The organism is Massilibacteroides sp. (assembly GCF_028705895.1).
Classification (GTDB): Bacteria; Bacteroidota; Bacteroidia; order Bacteroidales; family Tannerellaceae; genus Massilibacteroides.
The window spans coordinates 1-7,163 of the sequence record NZ_JAQWCQ010000092.1 but is presented as its reverse complement, the minus strand read 5'-3'; the positions used below and the strand labels follow the sequence as shown (position 1 = coordinate 7,163).

Genomic DNA, 7,163 nt, shown 5'->3' with positions numbered 1-7,163 from the left:
TATATTTTCGGTAAAAAACGGGCTATTTTAGTCTAAATACAATATTTATTGGTCTAAAACGATACTGCAAATCAAAAAAAAAGGATGGATATTTTTTACGCGTAAGTAAAAGGACGAAAAAAGTATCTATTTGTCAAAATAAAACACAAAAAATAAAAACTATTCGATTGATTTTAATGTATTGTAAATCAACAATATGAACGGGGTTGATTTTGTTGGAAGCCTCTGCTCAGCGTAGTCTCTAAACCAATGTCATCAACTTAAGCTATACAGTTTGGTTTTAAGGCTGAAAGCCTGATATATACTCGGCTTTCAGCCGGAATTATTCGATGAATAGTAAGACTAAAGTGGAGCAAGAAGTTTGAGTTGATGACATTGGTCTCTAAAATGCCAGTTTGCAGTATAGACGTATCACGATGGATGATTACCATAACAACCGGATATTTTGCCTGATCCCTTAATTGCCCCTTTATTTTCTCTTTCGACAGTGATGAAAAGAGAGAATAAAGGGGCAATTTAAGTATAAGTCTGTAACTTTTTTTATTTACAGAAATAGGGTAACTTATAAGGATTCCTATATTCGTACCAATACAGGCGATGAGCTGCAGCTTCTTTATCGTTTGCAAAAGTGAGTGTTGCCGGATCCCATTTCACCGGACGATTCAACTCGCGGGCGATATTAGCAAGACAGCAAAGCGTATTTGTGCTACAACCTACCTCAACCGGAGCAATAGGATTTTCACGTGAACGAACGCAGTCAATAAAGTTTTGCATATGAGGAGAGCTTGTTTCATAACTTCCGGCCATACCACCTTTCGCTTTTTCGTCTCCTTTTTTCTTCTTTTTCTTGCTTTCCTCCTCTTGTTTTTTCTTGTATTCTTCCCACATTTTCATTTGTTCCTCTTTACTCAAAGGACGTTTTCCGGCTAGTTCCGCAGGAACTTTTGAGGAATCAGAGCAAGCTAAATAACCTCGTGCAACTTCTATCCAACCCTTCGTACCAATAAATTTAATTCCTTGAGCGCCATCATTATCATCAAGAAAAGGTTGCTCTGTCATAATAATACCATTTGCATATTTCATGGCTGCATATTGCGCTCCGTTATATCCCTGAGGGATATATTCTACCGGACCTGAGCCATCCATACCAATAGCAGCCTGGGCAATATCAAACATATGTGCGCCCCAGTCTGCGGTATAACCGTTTCCTGTTTCCTGATACCAACGCCATGCTCCCCAAAGTTTTTCGTTCTGATCCGGATCTAACGAAATAGGTGGACATAAATCCGGATGATAATGTATTTTAGGATCATTCAACGGCCCCATCCATTTGTTGAAGTTTAGGTTAGAAGGGACAGGCATTTCCGGCAAATCCAAAGGTTTTGGAGGTGCACCAACACGTGCATATATCCTCTCGATATGTCCTATAGCTCCCGAACGAACTAATTCTATTGCCTTTTGAAACTCTTTACTTGAACGTTGTTGGCTTCCTACCTGAAGTACGCGTTTATTCTGCCGTACGGCTTTCACCATCGCCAGTCCTTCTGCGATTGTAAATGCTAACGGCTTCTGACAATAAACATCTTTTCCGGATTGACATGCATGGATTGTATTCAACGCATGCCAGTGATCGGGTGTAGCAACTTCAATAGCGTCAATATCTTTGCGCTCTAACAATTCTTCATAGAATTCGTATTTATCACAACGGGCATTCATACCTTTTGATTCCTGCCACGCAGCAATACGCCTTCTGAAACGTTCCATTTTAATTGTATCCACATCACTACAGGCAGCTACCTGCACTCCTAGACAGCCGGCAAAACCGGCAAAATCAGATAACGCTTGTTGTCCCAGACCGATAAAGCCCAAAACAACGCGATCGCTCGGAGCAATCCGGACACCGTTTATCGCCCAACTCGGAAGGATCGTTAATCCCGCCAATCCCAATGCAGAATAACTGAGAAATTCCCTACGATTGATTCCTTTTTTATTTTCTTCTTTTTTCATGGTATATTTTAATATTAGACATGAGTCAAAATGTGGCTTTCACAAAAATCACTTTCAAAGATAAAAAAGAATTTAATATAAAAATTAGTGGTCAATCAACATTTATTCTTTTATTTGTATGAAACTGAGACCTATCGTATGAGAAAATGATTATTTATGAAACGAATTGTCTTTTAATAATTTTTTTATAGAATAGAAAAACCATGACAACACGCAGAGATTTTATTAAGCAAGCCGGGCTTTTAGGCGCCGGGCTCACCATGAGTCCTTTTTTAATAAGAGCAAAACAGTCAATCAGTTCTAACGACAAAATTGCGGTAGGATTAATTGGTTGTAATGGTATGGGATTTGAGAATTTAAAAGCATTTCTTCGCAATCCGGAAGTTGAATGTCTGGCATTAGCCGATATTGATCAATCCGTACTTAACGCCCGGGCAGGAGAGACAGAAAAGATAACCGGGAAGAAAGTGAAACATCTCTACAAAGACTGGAGACATTTAATAGACAATAAGGACATTGATGTCGTTATCGTTGGTACGCCTGACCATTGGCACTGCCTTCAGATGGTAGCCGCCTGTGAAGCTGGCAAAGATGTCTATTGTGAAAAACCTCTGGGTAATAGTATTGAAGAATGCAATATTATGGTACGTGCTGCTGAAAAATATAACCGGGTAGTACAAGTTGGGCAATGGCAACGCAGCGATCCTCACTGGCAGGATGCTATGGCGTTTGTACATAGTGGTCAATTGGGAAAAATCCGTACCGTACGCGTCTTTTCCTATCAAGGGTGGTGCCCTTCCATTCCTGTAAAACCGGACGAAGCAGTTCCTGCTGGTGTAGATTATGACATGTGGCTCGGCCCGGCTCCTCAACGCCCATTTAATCGTAATCGTTTTCACTTCACCTTCCGTTGGTTCTGGGATTACGCTGGCGGATTAATGACAGACTGGGGCGTACATCTATTAGACTATGCATTGTATGGCATGAATGTTACCGCTCCCAAATCCATTATGGCCTCAGGAGGAAAATTCGGCTATCCGGACGACGCTTGTGAAACACCGGATCTGCTTCAGACAATTTACACATTCAAGGACTTTACAGTCATGTGGGATCACGCAATCGGCATTGATGACGGCGCCTACGGACGCAATCATGGATTAGGCTTTGTTGGCGAAAATGGCACTTTGGTGCTGGATAGAGGTGGTTGGGAAGTAATCCCCGAAAAAGTAAGCGGAAAACTACGCATGGAAGCCGTTTCTCTCAAAAAATCGTATGGAGAAGGAGGACTAAACCTTCACGTAAAGAACCATTTGGAATGCATCAAAAGCAGAAACAGAAACTGTAACGCCAGCGTAGAAATCGGAGCTCATATCGCTAAATTCTCTCAATTAGGAAACATAGCCTACCGGACAGGAAAGAAATTAACATGGGACGGAACAAGCTTCCACGACACAGAAGCAGACAAATATCTGACAAAGCAATATCGCTCCCCCTGGCAGTTACCTAAAATATAAGAAGCGCAAATTCACCTTTAAAGAAAATATTCTTCAAAAAAGAAAATCCCTGAAAGTTTTAATTTTCAGGGATTTTCATTGTTCCGCTCGCTATTAGCATGATTATTATGACATAAGTTACAAAAACATCTGTAAGAAAAAAGATTTATTTCATTTAAAACACAGTATATTTGCAAAATAAACTACCAACAGCACGTCGATATAAACTAATATTTGCCCGTCGTTAAAAACTAATAATTACACGACGCAATAAACTAACAATACTGATGTAGTGTTAGTTGAATATATACAAATAAGAATAGAATGGCTACAATTCAGGAAAAATTAGCAGGATCACTAAAGATATTACAGAGGCTGCAGAATGAAAATGGGTTTGCTATAGTGAAATCTTCAAAACTCACAAGAATTCATTTGGAAAGATTAGTTGCAAATGGATTTCTTCAGGAAGTCATGAAAGGGTGGTATATTTCTTCTCGTCCGGATAGTACTCCTGGCGACACAACAAACTGGTATACCTCTTATTGGTATTTTATTACTGAATACAGTAATTCGCGTTTTGGAAAAGATTGGTGCTTAACTCCCGACCAATCTTTATCCCTACATAGTGGTAACTGGATTGTACCCACTCAGGTTATCATACGCTCTCCAAAAGGATCTAATAATGTAACTGAACTCATTCATAATACATCATTACTTGATATTAAAGCATCTTTAGCAAATCCGATTTACATAGAGTCTCGGTTCGGCTTAAATTTATACTCTTTACCCGAAGCACTAATCGAATGTTCTCCTGATTTCTTTCGATTGGATAGTATTACGGCACGTACTTGTTTAGCTTTGATTCCGGATGCCTCTGATGTATTAAGAATATTGCTGGAAAAGGGACAGACAATAAAAGCCGGACGGCTTGCCGGAGCCTTCCGCAATATTGGACATGAGATAGTGGCAGATGAAATTGTGGGTACAATGAAGAGTCTTGGGTATGATATTCGGGAAGAAGATCCATTTGAAGATAAGACAAGCATTTCTTACTCTCGTATAACATCACCCTACGTAGCTCGCATAAAACTTATGTGGAGCAAAATGCGGGAAGTAGTAATGGCAAATTTTCCCAAAACTGAGAATGTGCACGCTGACATTGAAGCGTGTATGAAAGATATTGAAGCTCAATATAAGCTGGATGCTTACCATTCCCTTTCTCTTGAAGGGTATCGGGTTACTGATACCTTAATAGAGAAAGTAAAAAGAGGAAATTGGCAACCTGATGTGAATACAAGTGATGCGGAACAAAAAAATGCAATGGCTGCACGCGGTTATTTTCAAGCTTTTGAAGCTGTTAAGAACAGCATAAAGCGTATTTTGGAAGGTGGAAATGTTGGGGAAGTGGTAGAAGATAGCCATAGAACATGGTATAGAGAGCTTTTTGCCCCAAGTGTTGTAGCCGGAATATTGAAACCGACAGACTTAGCCGGATATCGTACAGGACAGGTATATATTCGAGGCTCATTACATACGCCATTAAATCCCGAAGCAGTACGTGATGCAATGCCTATCCTTTTTAATTTGCTTAAAGAAGAGCCGGATGCCCGTGTTCGTGCAATATTAGGACATTTTATATTTGTATACATCCATCCCTATATGGATGGCAATGGAAGAATGGGACGCTTTTTAATGAATACGATGTTAATATCTGGTGGGTATAATTGGACAATAGTACCTGTTGAAAGACGTCAAGAATACATGAAAGCCTTAGAAAAAGGAAGTGTTGAAGGAAATATTACTGACTTCACACTCTTTATAGCGTCATTGCTAAAACAATAAGGACGAAAACGTAATTTCATAAAGAAAAAAGTTTTGCTAAAAATGGTGGGTTTTCTGGAAAAAGAAAAATCCCTGAAAGTTTTAATTTTCAGGGATTTTCTATTTTCTGATTTTCTTATCAGTGGTGCCACCAGAAAGAGAACTTTTACACTCTTTCAACTGACTACCAATATTTTATATTTTCTTAAAATTGCAAATCCACACGATTTAGCACACGATTTATTTTCATTGTTTCGCTCGCTTGTTGCAAAACTGCTTTTACAAATGTAAGAAAAATATTAGTTGTCTTTAGGTTAATCATCCAAATCTATTCTATTTTCGTTTAGGAATCCATTAAACATTTCTCTAACATATTCCATCGTTTTGTAATCAGGCACAATCTCTTTATACCCATCAATGGATTTAAAACGTACTTTTTCTCCGTCTCCATATTTGAGATAGTTTCTTATAAACTGACTAAAATCATGTAAAACAGTATAGTAATTGTCCACATTCAACATCTTCTTTAATTTTCTTTCAGCATCAGGATCGTCAAGACTGAATATTAAGGTAGCCTGTTGATTTGACATTTGAGACGAGATAACTTCATCAACTATTTTGTCTATATCTTCTTTTAATTTATTATCCATATTGTCTTATAGCTTCATGGGAATTATTAATAAGCAATCTTAAAATAGTCAAGTATAGCCTTGTATTTATCTTGGGCTGTCAGGCACGTATCAATTAAATAACCATGTGCCTTTTCCCATTCCTGCAATCCACGATAATAAAACCATTTCAAATCTTCATCAATTATAAAAGGAGTCAAGTTATTCGCTAGACATTCTTTAAGCATGATGAGGCGACCTACACGTCCGTTGCCATCTTGAAATGGATGTATACACTCAAACTTGTAATGAAACTCAATAATATCTTCAACCGTTTTATTTTTCTTAGAATGATAACTATTGAGTAATTCTTTCATTGTATTTTGAACTTGCTCTGGAGAACACGTTTCCATCCCTCCTACTTCGTTAGGTAGTTTCTTATAATCGCCTACCCTAAACCAATCTTTTCGGCTATCCGAGGTACTGGATTTAAGTACATAGTGTAACTCCTTTATAAACGACTCTGTAAGTTTTGATTTTGCTTTCTCAATAATCAGATCAATACACCGAAAGTGATTAGATGTTTCGATTATATCATCTACATTAATAGTTTCGTTGGTAACTCCTATTGTATTTGTTTCAAAGATATAACGAGTCTGTTCCTCCGTAAGTTTACTACCTTCTATACGGTTGGAATTGTAGGTTAATTCGATTTGTGTACGATGATAGATCCCTCCTTTTAGCTTCATATCCTTTTGCTCTTTTAGGATATTGAGCAAAGGATTATCACTAAATCGGCTACTACTCTTTTGTGGCAAAAGGGCATCTTCGGGTATATTCCATGTTTTACCTGTTAAGAAAGCTCCTTTTATTCTTCCTGTCGCACAATAGTTGCGAATGGTTCTTTCAGGTACACCCCATTTCTCTGCAAATTGACTAACTGATAAATATTGCATAAATCTAATATGTTGCTGTTATCGGCAGATTTCACACCAAATACGGCTCAAAGATAGTTGTTTTGCCGATATCGGCAAGTGTTTGTGGCTTATAAAATCCTCAAAAAAAATCACATTTCAAATATTATGGAAAATCCATAGCGCATTGACCCCGTTCGCCAGTCGTCGTTGACCCTCTTGACCATTTTATCATTGACCCTTTCCGCCAAAATAAAAATGCCCCTGTCAGGTTTAATACTTGACAGGGGTTTTTATGTAATTTCGGTTTCCGTCCTGGC

The 7,163-nt window shown here is 38.3% G+C and carries 6 protein-coding genes; 2 read left to right on the top strand and 4 right to left on the bottom strand.

Annotated elements, in window-relative coordinates; all coding sequences use genetic code 11:
* Positions 1-260 precede the first annotated feature (260 nt).
* On the bottom strand, positions 261-431 hold the full coding sequence (locus PHT93_RS14775) for a hypothetical protein (RefSeq protein ID WP_300244470.1): 171 nt from the start codon (positions 429-431) through the stop codon (positions 261-263).
* Positions 432-540: 109 nt separating this feature from the next.
* Entirely contained in the window at positions 541-2,007 is a 1,467-nt protein-coding gene (locus tag PHT93_RS14770) for a Gfo/Idh/MocA family oxidoreductase (protein ID WP_300244468.1), read from the bottom strand.
* A 203-nt stretch (positions 2,008-2,210) separates the two neighbouring features.
* Between PHT93_RS14770 and PHT93_RS14765 the strand changes: the two genes are divergently transcribed.
* Positions 2,211-3,521 carry a Gfo/Idh/MocA family oxidoreductase gene (locus PHT93_RS14765; RefSeq protein ID WP_300244466.1) on the top strand — a complete coding sequence of 437 codons (1,311 nt, stop codon included), beginning with the start codon at positions 2,211-2,213 and terminating at the stop codon, positions 3,519-3,521.
* 303 nt (positions 3,522-3,824) lie between these two features.
* The gene (locus tag PHT93_RS14760) at positions 3,825-5,342 is read left to right on the top strand and encodes a Fic family protein (RefSeq protein WP_300244464.1); all 1,518 of its coding nucleotides are present in this window, start codon (positions 3,825-3,827) and stop codon (positions 5,340-5,342) included.
* Between the two features lie 293 nt (positions 5,343-5,635).
* Here PHT93_RS14760 and PHT93_RS14755 read toward each other — a convergent pair whose 3' ends face one another.
* Positions 5,636-5,971, bottom strand: a complete 336-nt coding sequence (locus PHT93_RS14755; protein ID WP_300244461.1) for a hypothetical protein — start codon at positions 5,969-5,971, stop codon at positions 5,636-5,638.
* 26 nt (positions 5,972-5,997) lie between these two features.
* A complete protein-coding gene (locus PHT93_RS14750) occupies positions 5,998-6,885 on the bottom strand; it encodes a DNA-binding protein (protein WP_300244458.1) in 888 nt (295 codons plus the stop codon).
* Positions 6,886-7,163: the final 278 nt, after the last annotated feature.

Bases quoted from the DNA above. Each gene is read 5' to 3' on its own strand.
- PHT93_RS14775 (WP_300244470.1), bottom strand. From the start codon at position 431: ATGGTAATCATCCATCGTGATACGTCTATACTGCAAACTGGCATTTTA.
- PHT93_RS14770 (WP_300244468.1), bottom strand. From the start codon at position 2,007: ATGAAAAAAGAAGAAAATAAAAAAGGAATCAATCGTAGGGAATTTCTC.
- PHT93_RS14765 (WP_300244466.1), top strand. From the start codon at position 2,211: ATGACAACACGCAGAGATTTTATTAAGCAAGCCGGGCTTTTAGGCGCC.
- PHT93_RS14760 (WP_300244464.1), top strand. From the start codon at position 3,825: ATGGCTACAATTCAGGAAAAATTAGCAGGATCACTAAAGATATTACAG.
- PHT93_RS14755 (WP_300244461.1), bottom strand. From the start codon at position 5,971: ATGGATAATAAATTAAAAGAAGATATAGACAAAATAGTTGATGAAGTT.
- PHT93_RS14750 (WP_300244458.1), bottom strand. From the start codon at position 6,885: ATGCAATATTTATCAGTTAGTCAATTTGCAGAGAAATGGGGTGTACCT.